Source organism: Arcobacter sp. ISO1, assembly GCF_058105185.1.
This window is the reverse complement of the sequence record NZ_CM176573.1, coordinates 1,099,815-1,126,038: the sequence shown is the minus strand read 5'-3', so window position 1 is coordinate 1,126,038 and position 26,224 is coordinate 1,099,815. Positions and strand designations below refer to the sequence as shown.

28 protein-coding genes are annotated in these 26,224 nt (G+C 28.1%); 12 read left to right on the top strand and 16 right to left on the bottom strand.

Annotated elements, in window-relative coordinates; translation table 11 throughout:
* Complete coding sequence (gene cysS / locus AC2TY9_RS05595; RefSeq protein ID WP_489780404.1) at positions 1–1,395, top strand: cysteine--tRNA ligase; 1,395 nt, start codon at positions 1–3, stop codon at positions 1,393–1,395.
* Between the two features lie 117 nt (positions 1,396–1,512).
* Here the strand turns inward: cysS and AC2TY9_RS05590 are convergent, their stop codons facing one another.
* The 3 genes from AC2TY9_RS05590 to AC2TY9_RS05580 form a co-directional block, all read right to left on the bottom strand.
* Positions 1,513–1,830: an antibiotic biosynthesis monooxygenase family protein gene (locus AC2TY9_RS05590; RefSeq protein WP_489779950.1), complete on the bottom strand. Its 318-nt coding sequence runs from the start codon at positions 1,828–1,830 to the stop codon at positions 1,513–1,515.
* Positions 1,831–1,864: 34 nt separating this feature from the next.
* Positions 1,865–2,179 (bottom strand): hypothetical protein, encoded by a 315-nt coding sequence (locus AC2TY9_RS05585; RefSeq protein ID WP_489779949.1) that lies wholly within the window; start codon positions 2,177–2,179, stop codon positions 1,865–1,867.
* A 383-nt stretch (positions 2,180–2,562) separates the two neighbouring features.
* On the bottom strand, positions 2,563–3,117 hold the full coding sequence (locus AC2TY9_RS05580; RefSeq protein WP_489779948.1) for a 3'-5' exonuclease: 555 nt from the start codon (positions 3,115–3,117) through the stop codon (positions 2,563–2,565).
* A 204-nt stretch (positions 3,118–3,321) separates the two neighbouring features.
* Between AC2TY9_RS05580 and rraA the strand changes: the two genes are divergently transcribed.
* Both rraA and AC2TY9_RS05570 read left to right on the top strand, forming a co-directional pair.
* The gene (gene rraA / locus AC2TY9_RS05575; RefSeq protein ID WP_489779947.1) at positions 3,322–3,828 is read left to right on the top strand and encodes a ribonuclease E activity regulator RraA; all 507 of its coding nucleotides are present in this window, start codon (positions 3,322–3,324) and stop codon (positions 3,826–3,828) included.
* Positions 3,829–3,909: 81 nt separating this feature from the next.
* Positions 3,910–4,707 (top strand): ion transporter, encoded by a 798-nt coding sequence (locus tag AC2TY9_RS05570; RefSeq protein WP_489779946.1) that lies wholly within the window; start codon positions 3,910–3,912, stop codon positions 4,705–4,707.
* 2 nt (positions 4,708–4,709) lie between these two features.
* On the opposite strand, the gene AC2TY9_RS05565 is transcribed toward AC2TY9_RS05570, so the two are convergent.
* The 11 genes from AC2TY9_RS05565 to AC2TY9_RS05515 form a co-directional block, all read right to left on the bottom strand.
* Entirely contained in the window at positions 4,710–5,495 is a 786-nt protein-coding gene (locus tag AC2TY9_RS05565; protein WP_489779945.1) for an AraC family transcriptional regulator, read from the bottom strand.
* Between the two features lie 6 nt (positions 5,496–5,501).
* Positions 5,502–6,071: a GNAT family N-acetyltransferase gene (locus tag AC2TY9_RS05560; RefSeq protein ID WP_489779944.1), complete on the bottom strand. Its 570-nt coding sequence runs from the start codon at positions 6,069–6,071 to the stop codon at positions 5,502–5,504.
* Between the two features lie 60 nt (positions 6,072–6,131).
* Positions 6,132–7,139 (bottom strand): ABC transporter ATP-binding protein, encoded by a 1,008-nt coding sequence (locus tag AC2TY9_RS05555; protein ID WP_489779943.1) that lies wholly within the window; start codon positions 7,137–7,139, stop codon positions 6,132–6,134.
* A gap of 123 nt (positions 7,140–7,262) precedes the next feature.
* Positions 7,263–8,843 carry an ABC transporter permease gene (locus AC2TY9_RS05550; RefSeq protein ID WP_489779942.1) on the bottom strand — a complete coding sequence of 527 codons (1,581 nt, stop codon included), beginning with the start codon at positions 8,841–8,843 and terminating at the stop codon, positions 7,263–7,265.
* 6 nt (positions 8,844–8,849) lie between these two features.
* Positions 8,850–9,851 (bottom strand): Fe(3+) ABC transporter substrate-binding protein, encoded by a 1,002-nt coding sequence (locus tag AC2TY9_RS05545; protein WP_489779941.1) that lies wholly within the window; start codon positions 9,849–9,851, stop codon positions 8,850–8,852.
* A 147-nt stretch (positions 9,852–9,998) separates the two neighbouring features.
* A complete protein-coding gene (locus AC2TY9_RS05540; RefSeq protein ID WP_489779940.1) occupies positions 9,999–11,006 on the bottom strand; it encodes a Fe(3+) ABC transporter substrate-binding protein in 1,008 nt (335 codons plus the stop codon).
* A 152-nt stretch (positions 11,007–11,158) separates the two neighbouring features.
* Positions 11,159–11,416 carry a 30S ribosomal protein S18 gene (rpsR, locus tag AC2TY9_RS05535; protein ID WP_489779939.1) on the bottom strand — a complete coding sequence of 86 codons (258 nt, stop codon included), beginning with the start codon at positions 11,414–11,416 and terminating at the stop codon, positions 11,159–11,161.
* Between the two features lie 16 nt (positions 11,417–11,432).
* Positions 11,433–11,984, bottom strand: a complete 552-nt coding sequence (locus tag AC2TY9_RS05530) for a single-stranded DNA-binding protein (protein ID WP_489779938.1) — start codon at positions 11,982–11,984, stop codon at positions 11,433–11,435.
* A gap of 22 nt (positions 11,985–12,006) precedes the next feature.
* Entirely contained in the window at positions 12,007–12,360 is a 354-nt protein-coding gene (gene rpsF, locus AC2TY9_RS05525; protein ID WP_489779937.1) for a 30S ribosomal protein S6, read from the bottom strand.
* Positions 12,361–12,437: 77 nt separating this feature from the next.
* A complete protein-coding gene (gene holA, locus AC2TY9_RS05520) occupies positions 12,438–13,418 on the bottom strand; it encodes a DNA polymerase III subunit delta (RefSeq protein ID WP_489779936.1) in 981 nt (326 codons plus the stop codon).
* 17 nt (positions 13,419–13,435) lie between these two features.
* Entirely contained in the window at positions 13,436–14,665 is a 1,230-nt protein-coding gene (locus AC2TY9_RS05515) for a glycosyltransferase family 4 protein (protein WP_489779935.1), read from the bottom strand.
* Between the two features lie 160 nt (positions 14,666–14,825).
* Between AC2TY9_RS05515 and AC2TY9_RS05510 the strand changes: the two genes are divergently transcribed.
* The 3 genes from AC2TY9_RS05510 to AC2TY9_RS05500 all read left to right on the top strand — a co-directional run bounded on the left by AC2TY9_RS05510 (position 14,826) and on the right by AC2TY9_RS05500 (position 16,842).
* Positions 14,826–15,227 carry a DUF2721 domain-containing protein gene (locus tag AC2TY9_RS05510; protein WP_489779934.1) on the top strand — a complete coding sequence of 134 codons (402 nt, stop codon included), beginning with the start codon at positions 14,826–14,828 and terminating at the stop codon, positions 15,225–15,227.
* A 68-nt stretch (positions 15,228–15,295) separates the two neighbouring features.
* Positions 15,296–15,634: a DsrE family protein gene (locus tag AC2TY9_RS05505; protein ID WP_489779933.1), complete on the top strand. Its 339-nt coding sequence runs from the start codon at positions 15,296–15,298 to the stop codon at positions 15,632–15,634.
* Positions 15,635–15,708: 74 nt separating this feature from the next.
* A complete protein-coding gene (locus AC2TY9_RS05500) occupies positions 15,709–16,842 on the top strand; it encodes an aminotransferase class I/II-fold pyridoxal phosphate-dependent enzyme (protein WP_489779932.1) in 1,134 nt (377 codons plus the stop codon).
* Between the two features lie 24 nt (positions 16,843–16,866).
* Here the strand turns inward: AC2TY9_RS05500 and AC2TY9_RS05495 are convergent, their stop codons facing one another.
* Entirely contained in the window at positions 16,867–18,717 is a 1,851-nt protein-coding gene (locus AC2TY9_RS05495; RefSeq protein WP_489779931.1) for an RNB domain-containing ribonuclease, read from the bottom strand.
* A gap of 58 nt (positions 18,718–18,775) precedes the next feature.
* Here AC2TY9_RS05495 and AC2TY9_RS05490 point away from each other — a divergent pair, with 58 nt between their 5' ends.
* The 5 genes from AC2TY9_RS05490 (at position 18,776) to AC2TY9_RS05470 (ending at position 24,626) form a co-directional block, all read left to right on the top strand.
* Positions 18,776–19,537: a substrate-binding domain-containing protein gene (locus AC2TY9_RS05490; protein ID WP_489779930.1), complete on the top strand. Its 762-nt coding sequence runs from the start codon at positions 18,776–18,778 to the stop codon at positions 19,535–19,537.
* Positions 19,538–19,541: 4 nt separating this feature from the next.
* Complete coding sequence (locus AC2TY9_RS05485) at positions 19,542–21,566, top strand: sensor histidine kinase (RefSeq protein ID WP_489779929.1); 2,025 nt, start codon at positions 19,542–19,544, stop codon at positions 21,564–21,566.
* Between the two features lie 47 nt (positions 21,567–21,613).
* Positions 21,614–22,636 (top strand): ketol-acid reductoisomerase, encoded by a 1,023-nt coding sequence (gene ilvC, locus AC2TY9_RS05480; protein WP_489779928.1) that lies wholly within the window; start codon positions 21,614–21,616, stop codon positions 22,634–22,636.
* Between the two features lie 48 nt (positions 22,637–22,684).
* Positions 22,685–23,797 carry a divergent polysaccharide deacetylase family protein gene (locus AC2TY9_RS05475; protein WP_489779927.1) on the top strand — a complete coding sequence of 371 codons (1,113 nt, stop codon included), beginning with the start codon at positions 22,685–22,687 and terminating at the stop codon, positions 23,795–23,797.
* Between the two features lie 61 nt (positions 23,798–23,858).
* A complete protein-coding gene (locus AC2TY9_RS05470) occupies positions 23,859–24,626 on the top strand; it encodes a DNA-processing protein DprA (RefSeq protein WP_489779926.1) in 768 nt (255 codons plus the stop codon).
* A gap of 6 nt (positions 24,627–24,632) precedes the next feature.
* Here the strand turns inward: AC2TY9_RS05470 and AC2TY9_RS05465 are convergent, their stop codons facing one another.
* The gene (locus AC2TY9_RS05465) at positions 24,633–25,517 is read right to left on the bottom strand and encodes a DMT family transporter (RefSeq protein WP_489779925.1); all 885 of its coding nucleotides are present in this window, start codon (positions 25,515–25,517) and stop codon (positions 24,633–24,635) included.
* Between the two features lie 85 nt (positions 25,518–25,602).
* On the opposite strand from AC2TY9_RS05465, the gene AC2TY9_RS05460 reads away from it, so the two are divergent.
* Positions 25,603–26,190, top strand: a complete 588-nt coding sequence (locus AC2TY9_RS05460) for a Crp/Fnr family transcriptional regulator (protein WP_489779924.1) — start codon at positions 25,603–25,605, stop codon at positions 26,188–26,190.
* Positions 26,191–26,224 lie beyond the last annotated feature (34 nt).

The window sequence follows — 26,224 nt, the reverse complement described above, 5'->3', positions numbered from 1 at the left end:
ATTGAAATCTTTGATTCAGTAAAAAAAGAAAAAGTTCTATTTGAACCAATTAAAAATAATGAAGTAAGAATATATGTTTGTGGACCAACAGTTTATGATGATTCACACTTAGGACATGCAAGATCTGCAATTGCCTTTGATTTACTCCATAGGGTTTTAAAAGCCAATGGGTATAAAGTTCTTATGACAAAAAACTTTACTGACATTGATGATAAGATTATAAAAAAAATGCATGAAACTAAAAGAAGTTTAGAAGATATTACAAGTCTTTATATCAATGCTTATAAAGCTGATATGGAAACTTTAAATATCTTACCAAACTCACTTGAACCAAAGGCAACCCAAAATCTTCAAATAATGATTGAGATGATTGAAGATTTGATGTCAAAAGATATAGCCTATAAAATCTCAGATGGTGTTTATTTTGATGTATCAAAAGATGCAGAATATGGAACTCTTTCAAAAAGAGCAAGTGATGAAAACTCAATTGCCAGGGTTGAAGCAAATACTGAAAAAAGAAATCCTAGCGATTTTGCACTTTGGAAATTTGAAAAATCTGAAGATGTAGCATATGAGTCTCCTTTTGGAAAAGGAAGACCTGGTTGGCATATTGAATGTTCTGCTATGATTAATAAACATCTAGCTTATAAAGATGAGCCTTTTCAAATAGATATTCATGGTGGTGGTGCTGACCTTCTATTTCCTCACCATGAAAATGAAGCTGCTCAAACTAGATGTTCAACAAAATCACACCTAGCAAAATACTGGATGCACAACGGTTTTGTAACTATTGATGGAGAGAAAATGAGTAAGTCTCTAGGAAATTCATTTTTCCTAAAAGATATTTTAAAATCTTACTCAGGTGAGGTTGTTAGATTTTATTTATTAACTGCACAATATAGAGCAAACTTTAACTTCAATGAAGAGGATTTAATCTCTTCTAAAAAAAGATTAGACAAACTTTATAGAGTTAAAAAAAGAGTTTATGGTGGTGGAAAATCTGCTGTAAATAAAGAGTTTAAAGACTCTTTACTAAATGCTTTAAATGATGATTTAAACTCAGCAAAAGCAATATCGATAATAGATGAGTATATAAATAAAGCCAATGAATCACTTGATAAAGAGCCAAAAAATAAGAGCTTAAAAAAAGAGCTTGTTGCAACTTTGGAGTTTATTGATGAAGTGATTGGAATTGGTGGAAGTGATGCTTATTCTTATTTTCAATTTGGAATTTCAAATGAAGATATCTCTAAAATTGAAGAGCTTATTGAAAAAAGAAGCGAAGCAAAAAAAGCAAAAGATTTTGAAACAGCTGATAAAGTTAGAGATGAATTAACAGCACTTGGAATTTCTGTAATGGATACGCCAAATGGTGTTGTTTGGGAAAAACTATAAAATTAGTTTTTCTCAATCTTTGACTCTAATTTCTTTAGCTAACGTTTGAGTTTAAATAAATACTTTAGTGATATTTTTGGCTAACGACTGACTTGAGAAATAGTTGCGCCCGCAGAGTCAAATATTTCTCTCCAATGTTTTGTTATAAGTTACTGATTTGAAATGTTCTACTATAGGAAAAGGATCATAAAAATGATGAAGTAATGCTTTCCATTCTTGATATTCTTTTGAACCTCTAAAACCTTCTGTATGGTCTTCTAATGTCTCCCAATTTACTAGTAAAATATATCTATTTGGTGTTTCTATACAATTTTGCAATTGATGTGAAACATAACCTTTCATTTTTGAAATAATAGATTGTGCTTTTTCAAATGCAATTTCAAAATCATTTTCTTGACCAATCTTTACATCTAAAACTGCTACTTCTAATATCACTTTATTTCCTTTGATTTAAATTTATAACGCTTTGTTAAATAACTGAATTGCTACCAATTGCTTCATAGACTTTAACTTCTATATCGGGTTTAATGCGAAATTTTTCATCTTCTGGATAAAGAACAGCTTTATACAAATTATCACCTGCGTATCGTTTCATAATATCTAGTTCTTGCCAATGTGATACGAATGTAATTTCGATCTCACCATTTAACTCACGTTTTAGAACATGATACCCTGTACACCCGTCAATATTTTGAGTATCTTTTATACCTGTTTCTGAAAGGTAATTAATAAATCCATTTGCTGTCTCTTTAGGGCAAATACACTTCCATTCTCGATGATACATACTATTCCTTTGCAATTTTTATATAACGGGGGCGCGGGTGAGTGACTGCCATCTTTGAAAACTTGTTTTCATGGATGGTTGCTCGCTCCTCCCGCTTGTTGTCTGGCGCCGTGCGCCGGATAACTAGCGGGTGTTCAACCCGCGCCCCCGTTGTCTCGGTAAGCGTAGCGTCCGAGACAACTATTTATTGAATATACATTATATAAATAAAGCACTTAAATCCACTTATTTATTATATATTCTTAAAAGAGCTTGTTTTAGGTATAACTTCTAAAATATGGGATTTGAATAGAATCGAAAATTCATATTTTTATTAAAATCAAGGCAAAGAGAATTTTTATGAGGGAGTTTACTATAGTAAATGACTGATTAAAGGATTCTATTTAACGCAGATTCTGATAAAAAGATGGATTTTCCCTCATCATACATTTTAATATTTCATAGGTTTTACTAACATCATATGTAGCACTATGATAAGACTCGTGGTCAAAATCTATATTATAAAAAATACAAGTCTCATCTAGTTTTGGATTTTTGATTCTCCCATTTTTATTTAAAGCTTTTACAATATGTTTATTCTCTTTCATAGTACAAATATGATTTTCAAAGGAAGCTAAGCCCTCAACTCTTGCAAGCTCAAAACTTATATTATGGGCAACTAAAGTTTTTGCATCTTCACAAAATTTTACAAAGTCCTCATCCTCTTTAAAATATGAAGAATATTTTTCTTCACTTTTATTTCTATGTTCAAGTATTAATTCAGGGGTTAATCTATGAACTTGAAAAGCATAATAATTAACTGGATATCTTGAAAGATAATATCTATGAAATTTATCCACTACAACTAGTTCATTATCTTGAATCTCAATCTTTACAGCAGCAGCCTCTATAACGTCATGTGGGTTTAAAGTATTTGTTTCGAAGTCTAATATAATCATAGTGCAATTATATTCAATAAAATGTAAATAATATGTAAGAAAGTAGGCACTTTCCACGAATTTTTTAAGAGTTTTAAAATAATGCAAAAAAAAATGCTTTTTTCCCTTCAATTTTATTTATTTTTGATTTTTTTTCATAATACTTAGTTATGGATTGTGCCTGACTAGCACAAAAGGTTAAACAAAAAATAGAAAAGGACAATGATGTATTACCAAACTGCAGACTTATGTGATTTTAATCAAGATAAAAAAATTCAAGTATTATCCCCCAACTTCAAATCTTTCGGGGGGAAAAAAGGTTTTCAAGGAAGGGTTATAACTATAAAACTTGATAAAAGTAATTGGGATTTAATTGATATTTTAAAAAATGAAGATGGCACAGGAAAAGTTGTTGTTATTGATGTTGATGAAGAATATTATGGAGTAGTGGGTGACAAACTATCAGCATTTGCCGCAAAAAATAACTTTGTTGCTATGATCATAAATGGATATGTTAGAGATACTAGAGAAACTGTAAAATTTGATATTGGTTTATTTGCTTTAGGAACTTGTCCTCTTAGAAATTTTGAAAAAACAAAAGGTATTAGAGATATTGAGCTAAACTTTGGTGGAGTAACTTTCAATAATGGAGATTATATCTATGCAGATGAAGATGGTGTAATAGTTTCATCTATTGAACTTGACACAAGTGATGCACCTATAATCTCTTAATACTTTAAAAAATTATTCAAGTTTTTCTTATTAAATATAAAAAATTTTAGTATAATTCAAAAAATTTAATAGGATAAAAACTTGGATAAAATTAAATCCCTTGTAGAAGCAAAAAAGTTTCAAAACTTTATTATTGTACTTATCATTTTAAATGGTATCTCAATGGGTCTAGAAACCTCAAAATCAGTTATAGAAAGTTATGGTAGCATACTTCATACTTTTGATATCTTTGTGATTAGTGTATTTACTATAGAGGTAACCCTTAGAATAATTGCCCATAGATTATCTTTTTTCAAAGACCCATGGTCTTTATTTGATTTCTTTGTTGTGATTATCTCACTAGTTCCATCAAGTGGAAGTTTCCAAGTTTTAAGAATCTTAAGAGTTTTAAGACTTTTTAGACTTATCACTGTAGTTCCTCAAATGAGAAAAATTGTTGCTGCACTAATTAGTGTTATTCCTGGGATGATTTCTATAATTGGACTTATGAGTTTAATATTTTATGTTTTTGCTATCATGGCTACATCTTTATATGCGGAAACTTTTCCCCAATGGTTTGGAACTCTTGGAGAATCATTTTATACCCTATTCCAAATTATGACTTTAGAATCTTGGTCAATGGGAATTGTAAGACCAATAATGGAACAACACCCACTAGCTTGGGTCTTTTTTATTCCTTTTATTTTTGTGGCAACTTTTATTATGATTAACCTTGTTGTTGCAATAATTGTAGATGCAATGAGTATTATTAAAGAAGAAGAGATTGGAAAGATTGAAGAAGTAAAAGCTTCTGAAAGTGAATTGAAAACTGAAATTAAAACTTTACAAGAAGAGATTAAAGAATTAAAACAATTGATCATAAAGTCAAATAAAGAGTAAACCTAATAAGTGTTTACTCTTTTTATTAAAGATGGGGTGTAACCAGAATATCTTCTAAAAACCTTTATCATATATGATTGGTCAGAAAAACCACTCTCATAAGCTATATTTGACAAAGACATATCGGTTTTTAAAAGTTCTCTTACTTTATTTACTTTTTTTATTTGAATAAAATGAGAAGGTGAAATACCAAAATTTCTTTTAAACTCCCTAGAAAAATGAAACTTTGACAAGCCTGCATTTTTTGATAAATCATCTAACGAGATATTTAAATCTTTTATATTTGTATCGATAAAATCTATTGTTGAAGAAAAACTTTTTGTAGTTTTTTTCTCTTCAATTATCTGATTCTCTTTAATTGTTGAATGGTATTTTAGTATATAATCTAGAAAATCAAATATGGCATTATCTACTGCTAAATCATTTATCTCTTTAGAGTCAAAAGTTTCAAACATAGTAATAAATAAATATGAAGCTTTTTCATCATTTATAAAACTATTAAAATGAATCGTTTCTAAACTATCCTTTTTAAGTATATCTTTTGCAATAGAATTAACTAAAGAAACAGTTGGCATAATGTTTAAATGAGACCATGTACTATTATTTGTAGTATGTATCTCATATGGATTTACAACTTGAATTATTCCAGGCACTATTTTATGTTTTTCTTTTTCATTTGCAAAAAAATGTGCACCATCATATACTAAACTAATAGTATACTCTTCATGAAAATGCTTATTTAAAGTAACATTTTTAAAATTGTTGTTAACATAAAATATATCGCTCATAATTTCTTAATTTTCTTTTAAAACTCTTTTTGAAGTATCATAAACAAACTCATAATAGTTGTTATTGTTAAATTGAAACTCTTGAATCACTTCAAGTCCCATTTTTCTTTTATGAGCTTCATATGATCTTGGGTTAATCTTATTTACAAAGGTAACTAATATCTCATATTTTTTTGACATTTCATCTAAAGTAAAATCAAATAGCCTTTCTAAAAGTCCACTACCTCTATATCTTTTATCTATACAAACAGGTCCATATTGGTATGAATTATCTATAGTGATTTGTTTTCCTTGATATTGTAAGTTTGGTAAATCTTTTATCATAAATGCAAACATTGGCCATTTTGACCAATACTGCCACGATGCAGACATAACATACCCAACAACTTCACCATTATCAATTGCTACAAAAATACCTTTTTCTTTTTCTATTATATCTTCTAATTGCTCTTTTGAAAAAGCTGTTGTAACAAAACCATCTTTTTTATCTTCTTCATCTATTGTATCAACTTGATATTTACTATGTAGTTTTAAAATATTTTCTACATCTTCAAAACTTGCTATTTTTAAAACCATTCATACTCCTAAAAAAAGAAATTATAGTAGTTTCTATAATATTTGTATAGTAAAATATTGCTATATTTTTTTTCTAACTACTTTAATATCTTTAATATCCATATCTAAATAGCAAGAAGAAGAATCCTCTAAGCCATCAATAGAAAAAGTTTTTACAATAATTTCACTTTTTTCATAATCATCTAAAATTATATTTAATTCAAAGAAATCACCACAATAAGAGATATCAAGGATTGTAGCTTTTATCTTAGATTTATCATCTACAATTTTTACCTTATCAATTGGAATAATTCCAACATAATCTTCTGGAACAGAACAAGCAATCTTTTCCACTAAAGGTTTTGGTAATTTATTTATTCTATTTAAAAAATTAGCAATATAAAAAGAATTAGGGTTTTCAAATAACTGCTTTGGTGTTCCAAATTGTTCTATTTTTTTATCATTGATAATTGCGATTTTATCAGACATACTAAGTGCTTCTTTTTGATCATGGGTAACAAGTATAGCACTTAAGCCCAACTCTTTAATAAGTTTTTTTAACCAGATTTTTGTTTTATATCTTAGTAAAGTATCTAGATTTGCAAAAGGTTCATCAAGAAGTAAAACCTTAGGTTCATAGGCTAAAACTCTAGCTATTGAAACACGCTGTTGTTGACCACCACTTAATTCATGAATTTGTTTATGTCTATGCTCAACTAAATCAAACTGCTTTAAAAGTTTATCAACCCTTCTTTGTCTTTCATTTGCTTTTAATCTATATAATGCAAACTCAATATTTTGTCTAACATTTAAGTGAGGGAATAATGCATAATCTTGAAATATATAACCTAAATCTTTGTGACACTCTCTTTTTCCATTTTGAATTAAACAATGTTCATTGATAAAAATTTCACCCTCGTATTGTTCTTGTAAGGAAGCAATACTTCTTAAAATAGTACTTTTTCCACATCCACTAGGACCCAAAATTGTTACAATCTCTCCTTGTTTTACACTAAAAGAGATATCTTCTAAAATTTGAGTTTGTCCAAAAGCAATAGAGTAATTTTTTACACTTATACCTGTAATCATTATATTAATCCTTTAAAATGTCCCATTTTAAAGGGACCAAGCATTTTCTACTTCTTTTGGCACAGGAAATAAATTCCTGTTAAAGAAGCAAATTCTAAAGAGACAATTAATTGTCTTAATGTCTTAATCTTTTACCATCTTTTTTGCAAGTATTAAAACTGATACCATACCAAATAATACAATAAACATAGCAGGAACTGCTGATTCTATCACTTGTGCTTGGGTTACAAGTTCATGGGATAAAACAGGTAAAGTATCAAAGTTAAATGGTCTTAATATCATAGTTAAAGGCAATTCTTTTAAAGTTTCTATAAATATCACAATAAAACTTGCCATAATTGATCCCCTGAGTAAAGGGAATATTACTTTTAAGAAGGTATAAAAGCCATCAATATTCATAGTTTTACAAGCATCATCATAACTTTGAGGTATCTTACTAAAACCTGATTCATAATTATTAATTGAAATAGCTATAAATCTAACTAAATATCCAAAAACCACAGCTATAACAGTTCCACTAATTAAAATATCAAAGTTCTTATCAATAAATGAGAAGAAACTCAATACCCCAATTGCAACAACTGCCCCAGGGATTGAATACCCTAGTTTAGAGATTTGAACTAAATTATCAGCTATTTTACTTTTATGCACTCTAACATTATAAACAATAAAAAATGCCAATATAGTTATTAGAATGGAGCTTGTTATTCCAAGTGCTAGGGTTTGATAAAGTATAGTTAAAAAATCTTCATCAATGATCTCTTCATATGAGATATAAAACCAATAAGACATTTGAGAAAAAGGTAATAAAAATCCAAAGAAAAAAGGGATAAAGCATAAAAGCCATGCAAAAAAACCTTTTGTCCCTGTAAGTTTTTGTTTTATAATTGGTTTAAAATCTTTACCATTACTTTTATATTTTTTATTTCTTCTTTGAAACCTTTCCAAAAAGATTATAATAAAAATAAAAAGCATCAACATAGAAGCCAATTTTGAAGCATCTTCAACACTTCCCATACCAAGCCATGTTCTAAAAATACCTGTTACAAAAGTTGATACCCCATAATAATCCATAACCCCATAATCAGCAACAGCTTCCATTACAGCTAATATACTTCCTGCAACAATAGCAGGTCTTGAAATTGGTAGGATTACTTTGTAAAATATTTGAAAATTGCTAAGCCCCATAGTTTTAGAAGCATCTAAAATAGAGCTTGATTCAGCTTTTAAATATGTCTTTGAAATTAAGTACACATAAGGGTATAAAACCAAAGACATCACAATAATAGCACCTTCTATTGACATAATATCAAAGAAATATACTTCATTTAAACTCTTACCCAATAAATTTAATATAAAAGTAGTAACTGAGCCTGTAATATCAAACATACCACCATAAATATATGACATTATATATGTAGGGATTGCAAAGGGTAAAATCAAACCATAGTGGAAAAATCTTGAACCAGAGAATTCAAAAAATGTAGTTATATAAGCTGTTGTAAACCCTAAAAGAATAGTTAATATTGCAACTCCAAACATAATGTATAAAGAGTTATAAATATATTCAAATAAAACTGTATCAACTAAATGTGACCAATTATCACTAGTAACAAAAATATTTGAAATTAGTATAAGTCCAGGTATAGAAATGAATAGTGTTAAAAGAACACTACTTATTGTAAGCTTATTTAAAATTTTCAATTTCTCTTATTTCCACCCTGCTTTATCAAATATTTTCACTGCATTGATATTGTATTTTCCCATAGTATTTATTGAGATATTATCATCTTCAAATGTTCCCCATGAAGATACCACATTATTTCTCTTAACACCCTTTGCAACAGGATATTCAAAATTTCCATTTGCGAATAAATCTTGCGCTTCGGGACTTAATAAAAACTCTATAAATTTAATAGCATTTTCTTTATTAGGAGCATATTTTGCGACCCCTGCACCACTTACATTTATATGTGTTCCACCATTTTCAAACTTAGGAAATATAATCTTTACTTTTTTAACTGCTTCACTTTCAGCAATATCTTTATTACCAATCATTTTACCAACATAATAAGTATTTGCAATAGCAATTTTTCCAATTCCATTTGCTACAGCTTTTACTTGATATCTATCATTTCCCCTAGGTCGTCTTGGCATATTCTTTACAACGCCTTTTGCCCATTTTAAAGCATATTTTTCACCATGATGAGCAATAACAGCTGCAAGCATAGATTGGTTATAAACATGGTTTGATGATCTAACCATAATCATTTTTTTATACTCTGGTTTTACTAAATCTTCATAGGTTTTAATCTCAATATCACTATCAATTGGAACAATAAAGGCTCTTACTCTTTTTGTCAAGGCAAACCATTTATTATCTTCATCCCTTAAATTTTTAGGAACAACTTCCATTAAATATTTTGATTCAATTGATTGAATTAAACCCTTTGATTTTGCTTGATAAAGTCTTCCTGCATCAACTGTGATTAAAACATCAGCTGGTGACTTTTCACCTTCACTTTCTAATCTTTTAATTAAAGCATTAGCATCTGCATTTACAACATTTACTTTTATACCTGTTTTTTCCTCAAACATTTTATATAATTGTTTATCTGTATCATAATGTCTGTGAGAATATACATTTACTTCATTTGAAGCAAAAACAAAATTTGTGAGAATAAAAAAACTTAATAATATTTGTTTAATCATATTTGTACCTTTTTAAAATATAGATTATATCATTTATGAAGTAAAACATTTCTTATAGTAATAATTGTTATCAAAATGATAATAAGAGATAAAAAAAGGGAGTAGCAAAAACTATTCCCTTTCTTCTTTGTTAAATACTAGATTGTATTATTTCCAACCAGCTCTATCAAATACTTTTACAGCAGTTGCATTGTTTTTTCCAAGCTCATTAATTGAAATTGTGTCATCTTCAAACTCACCCCAAGATTCAACTATAGGATTTTTCTTTACACCATCAATAACTGGATATTCAAAGTTTCCTCCAGCGAATAATTCTTGTGCCTCACGACTAGCTAAAAACTCAATAAATTTAATTGCATTTTCTTTATTAGGAGAATATTTTGCTACCCCTGCACCACTTACGTTTATATGTGTTCCACCATTTTCAAACTTAGGGAAGAAAATCTTAACTTTTTTTACAGCTTCTGCTTGTCCTTTATCTTTGTTATTAACCATTTTACCAATATAGTAAGTATTTGCAATTGCAATTTCACCAATACCATTTGCAATAGCTTTTACTTGATATCTGTCATTTCCTTTTGGTGCCATTGCCATATTTGCAACTACACCTTTAGCCCATTTTAGTGCATACTCTTCACCATGGTGAGCAATCATTCCTGCTAATAAAGATTGGTTATATGTATTATTTGAAGATCTAACCATGATTTTACCCTTGAATTTTGGGTTTGCTAAATCTTCATAAGTAGATAACTCTTTTTCTATTCCAGATCCTAATTTATAAACTGTAACCCTTGCTCTTTTAGTTAAACCAAACCATTGGTTATCTTTATCTCTTAATTTTTGAGGAATTGAATTTATTAACTTTTCAGACTCAATTGCTTGAAAAAGACCTTTTTCTTTTGCTGTATATAATCTTGCTGCATCTACAGTGATTAAAACATCTGCTGGTGATTTTTTACCTTCAGATTCTAGTCTTTGAACTAAAGCAGAACCTTTTGCTTTTACAACATTTACGTTTATACCTGTTTTTTCTTCAAACATTTTAAACAATATTTTATCTGTGTCATAATGTCTTGTTGAGTAAATATTAACCTCATTAGAAGCATAAATTGAACTTGTCAATAATAATGCACCTAAACATAATTTTTTTAGCATATCTATTTCCTTAATGATAATTATTATTAAAATAATACAGATTTAATCCTTAATAGTATATTAATATTAATAATGACTATCATAGATAAAGTTAGGCATAAAAAAAGGAAGCAGTAAAACCACTTCCTTATGTTTATTGTTTAAAATGTAAATTATCTAGCGTATGCTGCGTCAGTTACATCTTGAGTGTCAACAATATATGGAACTAATGCCATATGTCTTGCTCTTTTAATAGCTTTTTCTACCATCTCTTGAGCATTTTTAGAGTTACCTGTAAGTCTTCTAGGCATAATTTTACCTCTTTCACTCATAGATAGTTTTAATAACTCAGTGTTTTTATAATCAATGAAATCAATTTTCATCTCAGTATATTTACAAAATTTTTTTCCGTATTTTCTTCTCTCTGCCATCTTTTATCCTTATATTCTAGAAAGGTATTTCATCATCATCAATATCGATTTCAGGTATTTTATGTTCAGCTGCTTGCGTAGCTTGATTATTCATACCACCATAATTGTTTTGACCCGCGTTGTTTTGAGGTGCTTGCTGTTGATTGTATTGATTTGATTGAGGATTATAACCACCACCTTGGTTATTATTATAAGAGTTTTGATTCCCTTGACCTTGTGGTGCCCCCATATTTTGTGAATCTGCTTTTGAATCTAACATTTTCATAGTATCAACTCTTAGAGCATGCTTACTTCTGTTACTTCCATCTTGTGCAGTCCACTGTTCAAAAACAAGTCTACCTTCTAATAAAACTTTTGAACCTTTTCTTAAGTATTGATTAGCAACTTCAGCACTTCTACCAAAAATATTAAAATCTAAAAAACAAACTTCTTCTTTTTGTTCACCAGTTTGTGATTTATATCTATGGCTAGTTGCAATAGCAGATTTAGCTAATGCTGAACCATTTGGCATGTATCTTAGCTCAATATCTCTTGTTAAGTTTCCTACCATTACTATTTTATTATACATAAGATGTTCCTATAAAATTTAATTAGTTAGCTTTTTTAGCTGCTTCATCGCTCATTTTAGTCCATGCAGCGATCTCTTTTTTATTTTCATATTTAATGAAAATAAATCTCATCATACTTTCGTTGATTCTATATTGTCTTTCAATTTCAAGAATTCCAGTAGGTTCACCTTTGAAATATGCTACAAAATAGTAACCTCTTTTGTTTTTTTCAATTTCATAAGCTAAAGGTCTAGTTCCTATATCATCACAAGCAACGATTTCACCACCGTTTTTTGCAATGTCAGTTTTCACTTTTTCGATTTGTGCCGCAGTCTCTTCTTCAGTAAGAGTTGGCTTTAAGATAAACATTGTTTCGTAATGTTTTAATTTTGACATCAGTTCTCCTTATAGTTTGTGCCGGTATCTTTACAAATTGTTAATATCAGCAAGGATTTTTTGTAAAGTGGGAGATTTTATCTAATAATAACTGATAATTTTCTTAAAGAAGCCTGAATATAGATATTAGAATCACTAATTTTCGAGGACTTTAGTTCTAGCTCTAAACTTAAGAGATATTCTAAAATTTCTAAAAACTTTTCAGGTTTAATACTTATTGCAAGTCTAGATTTTTTTTCCCAAACATTTTTAGGGGGAACAAAACCTAAAATATCTTTTGCGTTTGCACTTCCGTAAACTCTAGCATATGAACTTATCATAAAAAGTTGTTGTACAAATGAGGTGATTTGATTTAGAAGATAGATTTCATTCATCCCCTCTTCTAGTAATAATTCAAGCTCCTCACTTATATCCAAGCAAGATAAAAGATTATGTAAAAAATCTTCAAAATTAACGGCACCAATACCAAAACAGTGTTTATTTACAGTATTTGCTGAAATTTTTTCATCTAAAATAGAAAGTTTTTTTAAATCATTCATACATAAAGATAAATCTTGTCTATGCATAAAATATAGATGATTAAGTGCTGAAAGTTCACAATTCATATTTAACTGTTTTGCCTGGTCTTCTATCATTTTAACTGCTTCATTAGGAAAAGGAGAAAACATTCTAACACTAACAGCATTTAGTTTTTTTGTAAAATAACCACCCATAGTTTTAAAATCACCATCGCCCATGCAAGAGAAGATAACTTTTGAATCAGGGTTTGTATTACAAGCTTCAATTAAATCAGTGCACTCTTTTTTATTTAGTTTTTTATCTAGCTTAATAACAAGAATATTATTAGCTGCAAAAAGTGAAGATTGAAGTAGTTTATTTTTCGCATATTTAAAATCAAAATCATCAAAATAAAGTTTTTCTATCTCATCGGGTGAGCCCAATGAAGAAGTAACTAACTCAGTATAGTGCTCAACTAAATAGTTTGATTGTCCAAAAAACATATAAGCATTAAATTTTATATTTTGATTTAAAAGGTTATCGAATTCGTTTTTATACATGATGGAATATTAGCTAATTATTGCTTTTTAAAACATTTTTCAAGTTTGTTAAAAAGTCCAAACCAAGTTTTATCCTCTAAAAGTTTTATCACCTCATCAATATGATATTTTTTTCCTTCTATAATCTCACAACTAACTTCATCAATGCAAGAGGAAAGTCTATTTTCAAACTCACAAATATCCTCTTCAAAGGGGGTATCTACATTTCTTAACCTTGGCATTTTTATATATCTTATTGCCCCAAGTTCTTTTAATCTTTCACCTAAGAAATCATCAAGTCCAGGTAAATTTGTACAAATTACCTTGGAACCACTTGCTAAGGCTTCAATAACAACCAATGGTAAACCTTCAAAATATGAGGGAAGAATAAAAATATCACAAGTTCTAAGTAAAATTTCAAGCTCTTTTTGAGGAACAATCCCTAGATAATTAATCTTTGTTTTTCTATTATCAATACTTTTTATAATTTCATCACTTTCAAGGGCACTTCCATTTCCTATTAAATTTAACTCTAGTTTTTGATATTTTTCACATCTATCAATTGCATTTAAAAGTTGAGGAACCCCTTTAGCATTGCAAATCTTTCCCACATAAGCTATTTTTATTTTTTTATTTTTTTCTTTATTTTTATTTGGGAAAAACATATCTGGGTTATATCCACTTCCACTTACAATTACTTGTTCCTCTTTTACTTCATAATACTCTTTTATAGTTTTAGCTTGTTGGGAATTTAAGGCAAATAGATATTCACACCTTGAAACTTTATGCTTTACAATTGATGCTAAATTAGGGGAAAGCTTCATTTGTCTTAAATCTGTTCCATGGCATAAAACTAAAGTTTCTAAGTTTGGATATAAATCTTTAAAAAAAGTGCTTAAAAGCCAAATATGATTACAAATAACAACATCTGGTTTAAACTCTTCAACAGCTATTGTTATAACTTTTTTAAACTCTTTTTCATACATTTCATACATAGATTCATCTATTGAACTATATTTTGTACTTTTGTAAGGCATTACATCACTCATCCCAACAACAGGGAAAGGAAGGTTTTCACTTTCAAATAAAACAGGATAAAAGTTTTTTGACTCAAGATTGTCTATATCTGGGTCTTGTTCTAAAAGAGGTACACCTGCAAGTACAGCTTGCTCATAACCCTTTTCATATCCAGCTTTAAATAATTGTTGCAAAAAAACTCCACTACCAGTTCGTCCTGGTCTTTGAGCCAATGCATGTAATATTCTCATAGTTTACCTTGATATTTTTAATTTTTGTTTTGAAATAGTAGCAAAGAATTGCTTTTTTATTTATATTATTTTTTTTGAAATTTGTTTATAAGATACCATAAATTGATACTTTTTTATATTTTATTTTAGTTAAAATTACAAAAAATAAAAAGGTCACTTTATGGAAATTGAAATCTCAACTCCTGCACTACTCTTCCCAGCAATATCTTTACTTCTTTTAGCATATACAAATAGATTCCTAACAACTGGACAATTAATTAGAGCTTTAAGTTCACAAGCTAGAAAAGATGAGATTAGAGATTTTTCCGGACAAATTGCAAACTTGAAAAAAAGACTAGAACTTACAAAATGGATGCAGTTCTTTGGAGTGCTTTCTTTACTATTTTGTACAGTTTCTATGTTTTCTCTTTTTTTAGGTTACTATGATATGGGTAAAAAAATCTTTGGTTTAAGCCTTATTTTAATGTGTACCTCTTTAGCTATTTCAATCTGGGAAGTTTATATCTCTTCAAATGCTTTAAACCTTGAATTAAAAGATTTAGATGAGAAGTGCAATCAATAAAAAACTAAAAACAAATATTCAAATATTTAAAAGTTCTCCTAGATATAATTTCTTAAAAAAGGATTTTTATGCAAAAAGAAGCAAAGATTTTATGGACAACAGATAATAAAGAAACAGTAGAGCATATGGTACTTTTATATGCACATAATGCAAAACTAAAGGGCTGGATGGATGAAATTACTATATTAGTTTGGGGAGCATCTCAACAATTAATAGCCCAAGATGAAGAGATACAAAAAAAAGTAAAAGCTATGATAGATGATGGTGTAAAAGTTGTTGCATGTTTAAAATGCGCTGAAAATATGGAGATAGAAGATGGCTTAAATGCTTGTAATATAGATGTATTTTACACTGGGGAATTATTAAGTGAGTGGATAAAATCAGGAGACACAATAATTACTGTTTAAATACTTAATAAAATAGTTTAATTTTCTTTGTGATTTTTTGATAAACTACGAAAAATATTTTATTGGAGAATTACTTGCGAGATTTTGAACTTGAAACATACTTCTCAAAATGGGAGTTTAATGCAAAATACCATATGACCCCATCAGATATGGGAAGTATGACTTTAGATGAACTTTTAGAAATGGCAACACCTAAACAAAAAGAGGATTTTAATAATCTTTATCTTGGATATACAGAGATTTGGGGAGATAAAGAACTTCTTCAAGAGATTTCAAAAACCTATGAAGATATAAAACCTAAAAATATTCTTTGTTTTGCAGGAGCGGGAGAGGGTATTTATATCACTATGAGAACAATGCTTAACAAAGATGACCATGCAATTGTTGTTGTTCCAAATTACCAAAGTGCCGAAACAATACCCTTAGAGATTTGTCAAGTAAGTGGAATAGAATTAAAAGATGAAAACAATTGGGAACTTGATATAAAAGAGCTTGAATCTTTAATCCAAGAAAACACAAAACTAATAGCTATAAATTTCCCACACAATCCATCTGGAAGTGTATTATCAAAAGTAAGCCTTGATGCACTTATCAATCTATGTAGAAAAAATGACATATATTTATTTAGTGATGAAGTATTTAGAGAACTTGAAAGGGATGAAAAAGATACTATGCCCCAAATTGCAGATATATATGAAAAAGGTCTTTCTTTAAATGTATTATCAAAATCTTACGGTTTCCCTGGACTTAGAATTGGTTGGATAGCTTCAAAAGATAAAGAGGCTTTAATTAAAATGGAAAAATACAAACATTATATCTCTTTATGTAATTCTGCTCCAAGTGAAAAACTAGCAATAATAGTTTTACAAAACAAAGAAAAAATCATAAAAAGAAATAAAGAGATTGCTTCTAAAAATCTTGATAAACTAGAAGAATTTTTCTTAAACTATCCAGATTTATTTCAATGGAAAAGACCAATAGGTGGTTCGATTGCCTATGTTAAATATTTAGGGAAGGATGGGGTTGAAAACTTTTGTAAATCTTTGATTGAAGAAAGCGGTGTATTATTACTTCCCGCTTCTATTTATAAATCACAACTTCTTGAGACTTCAAAAGAGCACTTTAGAATTGGTTTTGGTAGAAATAAGATTTTTGAAGCTGGTTTAGAAGCTATGAAAAAACACGTAGAAAAAAAATATTATAGATAAAACTAAGATAAGCTTATCTTAGTTTTAATATTTTACACTTCCAATAATTGTTTTTGAAATAATATCTGCTGATTTTATTACAACTCTTATTTTACTAAACAACACTTGACCTTTATAGTTGTCAAGGTATATCTTTGCCCCAGGAATTTGTCCACTACTTACACATATTCCCCTTTCATTATCACTAATTCTTGCTTTTACTTCTAAACCTATATTTTTAAAAGCCCATCTAGCATATTTTCTATCCTCATAATCCCAAACCATCTGGTCTATTTTTCTCTCTTGAATAGAGATATGATCACAGATTTCATCTATGTTTTTTGGTATTTGTTTTGATTTTAAGATTCTGTGTAAAACTAAATCTGAATATCTTCTAATTGGACTTGTAAAGTGGGAATATGATTTAAAACCTAAACCAAAATGGCCTAAATTTTTAGATGAATATTTTGCTTGAGTTTGGGCATGAATAATCAAATCATCAATCTCGTCCCTTAAAGTAGAGTGTTTTGCTTTTTCTTGAATGTGAGTGATAGTATCATGTACATCATTTTGTAACTTTGCCTTTATTCCTAAAGCATTTACATCATCAATAAGTTTTGAAATTGCTTTAAAAGGTGGTTCTTCATGTATTCTAAAAATCCCAACTGTATTTACTTTTTTACTAGCTTCAATATTTGCTAATAACATACACTCTTCAACCAATTGGTGCGAGGCAGAAGAGGTTTCAACATCAATACTTTGTATCTCATTTTTGTTATCAAGTTTAAGTCTATATTCACTTGATCTAAAATCGTAACCCTTTTCTAATCTTTTCTTTCTAAAAGATTTTGTCACTTCATATAAAGGGATAAGATAATCAAAGATATCTTTTTCTAAACTTGTAAAAGTATCAAGCTTCTCATCTAAAACCCTATCAATTCTTCCATAAGAAAACTTCCTATGGGAGTTTATAATTGCTTCAAAAACTTCACTTTTTTTTATGCTCATATTGTGTACATCTAAATATATTTTAAAAACATAAGAGTATCTATCAACACCTTCTTTTAATGAACACATATCTTCACTTAGTTCATTTGGAAGCATAGGTAAAACTTTTCCAGGTAAATATGCAGAAACACTCTTTTTAAAAGCCTCTTTGTCAATTTGGCTTCCCTCTTTTACAAAATAAGAAACATCAGCAATTGCCACATACAAAATATTTTCAATAAAATCAAAATAAATAGCATCATCATGATCTTTTGCACTAGCAGGGTCAATGGTACAAAAAGGAAGATTTGTTAAATCAATTCTTTGATTTTTATCATCCATTTTTGCATCAACTTCAAGTTTTTTATATCTGTAGTCTTCTTTGTAAAGTATAGTTGAAATCTTTTCATCGATTTTAGCATCACTAATATTTCCAAGATTTTGTGAAACCTCTAAAGATTTTGAATCAACTAATAAAACATCACCTTCATTTGCACAAATTTGTGTTTTGTTTTGAAGCATAATATTTTCTTTGATTGTAAAATAATTGTCATTTTTTACATATACTAAAATCTCACTTTTATTTCCACTAAATACTTTTACAATTTTTGCTTTTATTTTACTTCTTGGATTAAAAACTCTTTTTGCTAAAACAAAATCTCCGTCATAAGCTCCATTTAACTGGTCAAAATCTAAGTTTAGATTTTTATATTCATTATCTAAATCCTCTAAAACAGCTTTATTTTTTTGAACTTTTATTGTACCTACCCGATATTTTGAATTGAGCTCAAATTTGTTTTCATTTTCATTTACAATGTCATCTTTTATAAATTCATCTAGTATTTTTTTTTCTTCTTCTGTAAAATCATTCTGACTACTAATTAGTTTTATAAATAAGTTTTTTATCAATTTTTTACCTTCATTTTCAATACATTTGTTGTATAATTATTATTACGAGGATATTAGAATGCAATATAGAATCATACTCTCATTCATCTTAACATTTTTATTCATAAACAACCTATTTGCTCAAAAACCTACTTTAATATTTTATTGTGGAATAACCATTGTAAAACCTATTACAGAAATGGCAAAAATCATCGAAAAAAAACACAACTGTATAATTAAAATATCCCAAGGTGGCTCAAAAGATTTGTATGATTCAATTAAATATTCAAAAAAAGGTGACTTATTCTTACCAGGAAGTCAATCATATATAACAAATAACTTAGAAGATGGTCTTTTAGGTGACTTCGTAGAAATAGGTTATAACAAAGCTGCAATTTTTGTAAAAAAAGGTAACCCTTTAAAAGTTAGTTCTTTAAATGATTTTTTAAGTGAAGACTATGCATCAGTTTTATGTGATCCCGAATCAGGAAGTATTGGTAAAATAACAAAAAATATTTTTTTAAATTTTAAGGGTAAATCTTTTTATGAAGATGTTTTAGACAACACCGTTGAGATAGGAACTGATTCAAGAAATTTAAATAAAGCGCTAATAGATAGTAGAGCAGATATTTCAATAAATTGGAGAGCAACATCTTTTTGGGAAGAGAATAAAAAGTATATTGATATTATTGAGATTGATGATAAATATGCACCAAAAAAAAGACTTATGATTTCCCTTTTAAAATTTTCAAAGAACAAAAAAATTGCAAAAGATTTTATGAATTTTGCTGTTTCTAAAAAGGGTCAAGCAATAATGAAAGAATATGGATTTTTAAAGTAATATCATGAATAAAAGAAATAAAGACAATACCTTACAACAATTGATTTTATTATTAGCAATATTTATTTTGGGTATTTTCTCATTGATTTCAATTCATATATTTTTCTTAAACTTAATAGAAAACCTTGATAAAAAAACCAACAATCTAAAAGCAAAAATTGCCATTGGAGAATATATCGTAAATGATATAAATATGATTCGTTCTGACTTTTATGAACTTGCTACAACGGCAACAAATAGAAGAGGCAGAGAAATAATAAACAATAGAATTCTTAAAAAAGTAAAACTAATGGAAAATGCCCTTGAAGTGTTAAGAAATGGGGGAACTATAAAAAGACTTATAAGACTAAATGTAGTCGATCACAATAGTATTACAAAAAAAATTGTTTATAAAAAAAATGATAATGAAATTTTATTAGAAGTTATAGATTTATCTCCAAAAATACAGCAGTTTAAACAGATGCTAGAAAAATTAAACATTATGTTGCAAACACAATATTTTTATAGAAAAAACAAAGATGTTTATAACTTTATGGAACTAAATACTCAAATAAAAAGGTTTTATAAAAGAACCCCAGCTTTTTTTATAAGAATATCTGAAAATGCAAGTAGACTTTTATATGAAGGTTCACTAGAACTTGAAAAACTTGAAAATCATATTAAGAAACAAAGAGAATATTATATAAATATTGAACTTACTGTAATTTTCTTAATAATTTTACTATCATTGATAATAGGTTCAATAATTGCTTTTAGAATAAATAAAAACACCAAACTTTTAAAAAGACAAGAGAGTTTCACTAGAGGAACATTAGATTCACAAGATAATATTGTAATTGTAAGTAATGGTGAAAAAATGATTGATGCAAATAGTGCCTTAATCAACTTTTTTGATAATTACAAAAACTTTAATGAATTTGAAAAAGAACACAAGTGTATATGTGATTTTTTTGAAGAGGGTATTGGTGAAAATCTAATTACAGGAAAGTATATCAAGGGAATCTTATGGTATGAATATATTATCTTAAACCCTGAGATAAGACACAGAGTTATCATGAAAAAAAGTGATAAAATTTATTATTTTATAATCACTGCCACAAAAAAAGATTTAGATAACAACTACTCAATTATAATTGTTACACTAAATGATATCACAAAAGAAATAGAGATTCAAGAAAGACTAAAACATTTAAATGAAAATCTTGAAGAGTTAGTTGATGAGAAAACAAAAGAGTTACAAGTTCTAAATGAAAATCTTGAAAAAAGGGTTCACCAAGAACTTGAAGAAAATAGAAAAAAAGATAGAACATTAATCCAACAATCAAGATTTGCAGCATTAGGTGAGATGCTAGGAAATATTGCCCATCAATGGAGACAACCTTTATCTGCAATTAGTTCAACGGTTACTTCTATGAAAATTCAGTTAGAACTTGACCTAGCTTCAAAAGAAGAGATAAATAAATCCTATGATTCAATAACAAAATATGTTGACTTTTTAAATCAAACAATTGAGGATTTTAGAGGATTTTTTAGGAAAGATAAGGAAAAAGTTGAATTTGATATTCTAAAAAAAATGCAAAATGCCATAAGCATTACAAGTGCAACATACAAAAACAACTCAATTGAAATTGAGATAAAAAAAGATAGTGACTCTTATTATGCCTTTGGTTTACCAAATGAATTAACACAAGTGTTTTTAAATATTTTAAATAATGCAAAAGATATTTTAATAGAAAGAAAGTCCAATAATAGGATAGTTTTTATTGAAATAAATCAGTCTATAGAAAATGTGATTGTTAAAATTTTTGATAATGCAGGTGGAGTTGATGAAGAGATTATCCAAAAAGTTTTTGACCCATATTTTACTACAAAACACAAATCACAAGGTACAGGTATTGGACTTTATATGAGTAAATATATTATTGAAAAAAATATGAACGGACAACTTACTATTGAAAATGAACACTTCCTAATTGATAACAAAGAGTACTATGGAGCATGTTTTAAAATTAAATTACCTAAAATTTAGCTTTACTTGGATATAATCATCCACAAAATTTTCTAGAGGAATATTAAATGGCATTAAACGTTTACTACGATAAAGATTGTAATATCGAGTTAATCAAATCTAAAAAAGTTGCAATGATTGGGTTTGGTTCTCAAGGACACGCACACGCAGAAAACTTAAGAGACTCTGGTGTTGAAGTGATTGTGGGATTAAGAAAAGGTGGTTCATCTTGGGCAAAAGCTGAAGCAAAAGGTTTTGTTGTTAAAACTGTTGCTGAAGCTACAGCTGAAGCAGATGTAGTTGTAATTTTATTACCAGATGAAAATCAAGCTGATATCTATAACGATGAAATCAAAGATAACCTAAAAGATGGTGCATATGTATCATTTGGTCATGGTTTCAATATTCACTATGGAAGAATCACTCCAGCAGCAAACATCAATGTAATGATGGTTGCACCTAAAGCTCCAGGTCACACAGTAAGATCTGAGTTTACAAAAGGTGGAGGAATTCCTGATTTAATCGCAATTCACCAAGATGCAACTGGAGATACTAAAGATATCGCTTTATCTTATGCAAGTGCTATTGGTGGTGGTAGAACTGGTATTATCGAAACTACTTTCAAAGATGAAACAGAAACTGATTTATTCGGAGAGCAAGCTGTATTATGTGGTGGAGCTACTGCATTAGTTGAAGCTGGTTTCGAAACTTTAGTTGACGCTGGATACGCTCCAGAAATGGCATACTTTGAGTGTTTACACGAATTAAAATTAATCGTTGACTTAATGTATGAAGGTGGTATTGCGGATATGAGATATTCTATTTCTAATACTGCTGAATACGGAGATTATGTTTCTGGTCCTAGAGTTATCAATGATGAATCTAAGCTTGCAATGAAACAAATCTTAAAAGAGATTCAAAATGGTGTATTTGCTAAAGACTTTATCTTAGAAGGTCAATCAGGATACCCAAGAATGAATGCTGAAAGAAAAAATTCAAGAGCTTCTAGAATTGAGCAAACTGGTGCTAAATTAAGAGAGATGATGCCTTGGATTTCATCTAACAAAATTGTAGATCAAGACAAAAACTAATTTTTTAAAGTAAGGGATTTTTTCCCTTACTTTTATTACACTGAATAGATGACAAAAAGAAAAAATAGAAAAACTCAAAAAAGAAAATCTACTAAAAAGCATTTAAAAAAGCCTAGTAATACTAAACTAATAAATATACTTTTAATTATAATTATATTTTTAATTATAATCATAGGAATTATTCTTTTTAATCTTGATTCAAAAAGATTAAAAGAGGTTAATACTACAGCAAAAGAAACAACAAAAAAAGTTGAAAAAAAAGTAAATAAAGAGCTTGATAAATATTTTGATGAAATAAAAATAAAAAAAGATAAATTTGAAGAATACACAGATCATTTCTATGAAGAATATATTGATAAAGAAACTGTAGAAAAGTTAAAAGAACAAGTTGAATCTGTTAAACAAGAGATTCAAAAACCTAATATACCTGATACTAAAGAAGAAGTAAAAAAAGAGTCTCCTAAAAAAACTATTGTAAAAGATACTCCAAAAGCAGTTTTAACTAATAAACCAAAACTAGCAATTGTAATTGATGATGTTACAACTTCATATCAATTAAATAAAATAAAAAATCTAGGATATACAACAACTCCATCATTTTTACCTCCAACAAAAAGACATCCAAACTCTTCTAAAATTGCTCAAGATTTAGAATTTTATATGATACATTTTCCACTTCAAGCAACATCATTTAATAATGAAGAAAATAATACTCTACATATTGGTGATAGTTATGAAAAAATAGAAAAAAGAGTTGCACAGATTAGACAATGGTATCCAAATGCAAAATATACAAATAACCACACAGGAAGTAAGTTCACTGAAAACAAAGAATCAATGAATAAACTTTTTAAAGCTTTGGTAAAACACGACTTTATTTTTATGGATAGTAGAACAACATCAAAAACAGTTGCTAAACAAATGGCATCAAAATATAATATGCCTTATATTGTTAGAAATGTCTTTTTAGATAATGAACAAGATTTTAACTATATTCAAAATCAATTAAAAAAAGCTATTAAAATAGCAAAGAAAAATGGTTTTGCAATTGCAATCTGCCACCCTCACTCAATAACTTTAAAAACTTTGAAAGAATCAAAACATCTTTTAGATGATTTAGAAATGGTTTATTTAAACCAATTGCCTTTTTTAAATAAATAATTTAAATACTTATCTTAATCTTTTTTATGTATAATTTATAAAATTATATTAAAAGATTATTATGACTAAAGAAATTAACAATACTATAACGGAACTAAATCTTATGAAAAAAACTCCTGAAACTTTATATTATAGAGGAGATTTAAAGATTTTAGAAAAAAGAAAAATTTCTATTGTTGGCACTAGAAAACCTTCAAAATATACAAATTTAATCACTCATAAAATTGCCAATGAATTAGGGGATAGAGATATTACTGTAATTAGTGGTGGCGCAATAGGAGTGGATGCAATTGCCCATAAAGCAGCCAAAAGTAAAAATACAATTGCAGTTTTAGCAAATGGTTTAGATATAAGATATCCAGCTATAAATAAAAGACTTCTTGATGAGATTGAAAAAGATGGTTTACTCTTAAGTGCTTACAAGGATGGAGAAAAACCAAGAAACTATACCTTTGTTCAAAGAAACGAAATTGTTGTTGCCTTAGGTGAAGTGTTAATTGTAACACAAGCAGATGAAAACAGTGGCAGTTTAACATCAGTAAAATATGCCCTTGATATGGGGAAAAAGGTTTATACTATTCCACATAGATTGAATGAGAGTTTAGGCACCCTAAAACTTGTAGAAAAAGGTTTAATCGAGGTTATTTATGATTTAGATAAATTCTTAAATAGTTTTGGAAAAATAGAAAAAGAGAAAGATGAATTTACTATATTTTTAAACACTTTCCCAAGTTATGAAGAAGCAATAAATAAATACTCTAATAAAATATTTGAGTATGAACTTGAAGGCAAAATCAAAATTGAAAAAGGGAAAGTTTTTCTAATATAATTTATTCTATCTATTTTGCCTTAATAAAAATATTGTAGCTAGGATAGATAAAATAATTCCTATAAACATAAAGATATTGATTCTCTCACCTTCAAAAATATACATAAGTAAAGCAACAACTGCTGGGTTTAAATATACATAGGCCATCACTTTATTTGGTCCAAGGGATATAGTTGCTTTTTGATATAAAAATACAGTAAAAAGAGTTGCACCAATTGATAAATATAACATATAAAAAAGATAATTACTCTGTATTTTTTCCCATTGTAAAGGTACATCTAAAACTACTAAAGCAATACTCATCCAAATAATACCACCCAATAAGGTCATCAAAGTCAAAACTAAAGTATTATCACCCTCTTCAAAAAAGTACTTTACACTAATAGAGTATAAAGCCATAGAAAAAACCCCAAATAAAAATATGATATCCCCATAATTAAATGTAAGTTTAATCATAGCTTCTATACTTCCATCAAAAATAACTATCAAAGTACCAATCATACCTAAAAAATATGTTGCTACCTTGTTTCTGTTTAATCTATCTTTGAAAACAAATCCTGCTAAAAATGCAGTTAATAATGGCACTAAAGTAAATAATGTAGCTGTATTTAATGCACTAGTATATTCTAAAGCTTTAAATAAAAGGATAAAATACAAACTATAAAAAAGACTGATTTTAAGACCTTTTAAAAAACTATTCTTGATTTTTTCTCTAAATCTTTTCTTCATTAGAATAAAGGGTAATAAAGCAAAAAAAGCTAGTATAAATCTAAATAAAGTTAGAGAAATAGGATGAATAACACCAGATAATTTCCCTGAGACTATAAATGATAAGGCTATTAAAACTGTTGCAATCAACACTAAAATATGTGCTTTTATTTCTTCATTCAAATTAAATTCCTTTTTTTGATAGATTTTATTATAAAAAAAATATTTTGTCATTTACATATGTTGATAAATTAGATAATCTATCAAAATGAAAAATGAAGAGATAATTAACAGTTTAAAACAAACTATGAATTCCTATCATCCTTTGGGTGAAGAAACTTGGAATGAACTAAAAAAGATACTTACTATTAGAGAAATTAGAAAAGATGAGTATGCATTTAACTTCAATGAAAAAATAAATGCTATATCTTATGTATACAAAGGCTTATTTAGAGTTTTTGCAATGAATCAAAATGGGGAAGAATTTAACAAAAATTTCTTTTGGGAAACTAGAATTTATGGTGATATGATTGCACTATTAGATAATAAGGAAACCCAAACATCAATACAAGCATTGGAAAACTCAATTGTAGTTGAAATTGCCCATGATAAATATAGACATCTACTTGATAAATATGATGATTTAAAAATGTATCATATCTATTATTTAGAGAAACACTGGATATTTCAAAAGGATAATAATACTTATTCTTTAGTTTTAGAAGATGCCTATGATAGGTATAAAAGATTTTTAAAAGAGTATGGTCATATAGAAAAAAGATTATCTCAGTATCATATAGCTTCATATCTTGGAATTAGCCCTACTCATTTAAGTAGGATTAAAAAATACTCTTAAAATAAAATGACCCCAAGAGCAAATCCTCTTTTAC